The 1630-nt window shown below is 66.9% G+C and carries 1 protein-coding gene; it reads right to left on the bottom strand.

Translation table 11 applies throughout. From position 1 onward, the window contains the following. Positions 1-112: 112 nt before the first annotated feature. Entirely contained in the window at positions 113-1444 is a 1332-nt protein-coding gene (locus DFR50_RS31805) for a hypothetical protein (protein ID WP_147262986.1), read from the bottom strand. Between the last annotated feature and the right edge of the window lie 186 nt (positions 1445-1630).

The following is a 1630-nucleotide window of genomic DNA, read 5'->3' as shown; positions in this document are numbered from 1 at the left end:
ACAACCATCCCCACCTTGACTCACGTTTCGCCCCGCCGCGTCTCGCAAAATCCGCCGCCACCCGACGAGCGCACCCAACCTGTGACAATTCGGACTCACCCCGGCTTGGGAGTTACGGGCGAGTGGTAACTGCCAACCCCGTCATTGCGAGGAGCGAAGCGACGAAGCAACCCATGCCGCCGCTTGCCTCCTGCGGAAAAAATCGCTCCGTCTTCTGCTCGCAACGAAGGGCGGCGGGACGATCAGAGGGCGCAACAGCAGCCCAGCGGCCCTGGATCGCTTCGCTTCGCTCGCGATGACGGCGCTGTTCGCTGCCGGCTTGGGAGTTACGGCGAGTGTAACTCCCAACCCCGTCATTGCGAGGAGCAACCCCCGGGTCGAAGAGCCCGGGGGGACGAAGCAATCCATGCCGCCGCTTGCTTCCTGCGGAAACAATCGCTCCGTCTTCTGCTCGCAACGAAGGGCGGCGGGACGACCAGAGGGCGCAACAGCGGCCCAGCGGCCCTGGATCGCTTCGCTTCGCTCGCGATGACGGCGCTGTTCGCTGCCGGCTTGGGTGTTCCGGGCGAGCGTAACTGCCGAGCCTAGGCGCGCCTTGGGAATGACGGGCGGTCGTCGACGCCGAGGCGGGCGATGACGCTTCCCGGCCGTCCTCGCGAGGAGCCCGAAGGGCGACGCGGCGATCCAGGGGCCGCCTGCGCCGACGTCGAAGCGCGGCGACGCGGGGCATACGGCAGATCTTGGCCGCGCCCCCCTGGATCGCCGCGTCGCTTCGCTCCTCGCGATGACGTCGGCTTGGGTGTTGCGGGCGAGCGATTTCCGAATCCAGCCCATGCGAAGGTTCGCAAGGAAGAAGCGAGGAAAACGCCGCGCGGCAAACGAGCGCCGCGCCGAAGGTCGCAATCCCCTCGGCCGGCGCGCCTGGAGCGCGGCTTCCGGGCCGGCGCCGCTCCGCGGCGAAAAGACCATGATAGCGGTCGAGCGCGCGCACGATCGGCGCCACCTGGTCGACCGCCTCGAGGTTGGTCGGCGACATGGCGCTATAAGCGACGAGCAGCGCCTCGTTCAGGCGGCTCAGCTTGATCGCCACGAAGGCCTCCGGCGGCGCGGGCACGCGGCGCGCCAGGATCTCGCGGATGACCGCGCGCATCCGTTTCTCGCCGAAGTCGAAGCGCGCCGCGATCTCGGCGTCCGATGCGAAGGGAAGACAGCGGCCGGGGCGGCTTCGGAAAAAGAAAACATATGCGCTCTCATCTGGAAAAGAACAAAGATAGAACGGTCGCGCAGGCAAGGCAAGAATTTGCTGTCTTGTCTCCTTGGCGGCTTCGGCCCCGGCCAGGGACCGTTCGCCTTGTCGCTTGCCGGAGAGAGAGGACCGCGTATCGGACAAGCGCCGGGCTATCCCCGCGCAACGCTTTGCGGCGACCGGATCAACGGCGGTCATCGGCCCCATGCTTGTCGTTGGCGATCAACGCGGTACGGCCAGAAAACCGGACAAGCGTAACTCCCAACCGCGTCATTGCGAGGAGCAAAGCGACGAAGACTGTATGTCCTTGCGGAGGCGGGGCGGCCCGTCCTCGATGCGCCTTGCGAGGGTTGCTCGGATAGGCCGGGTAGAGCCTCACGCGAG

It is taken from the genome of Roseiarcus fermentans (genome assembly GCF_003315135.1).
Classification (GTDB): Bacteria; Pseudomonadota; Alphaproteobacteria; order Rhizobiales; family Beijerinckiaceae; genus Roseiarcus; species Roseiarcus fermentans.
This window is presented reverse-complemented; position numbering and strand designations above follow the sequence as displayed.

Coding starts and splice junctions, on each gene's coding strand:
- DFR50_RS31805 (WP_147262986.1), bottom strand. CDS start 1,444: ATGACCGCCGTTGATCCGGTCGCCGCAAAGCGTTGCGCGGGGATAGCC.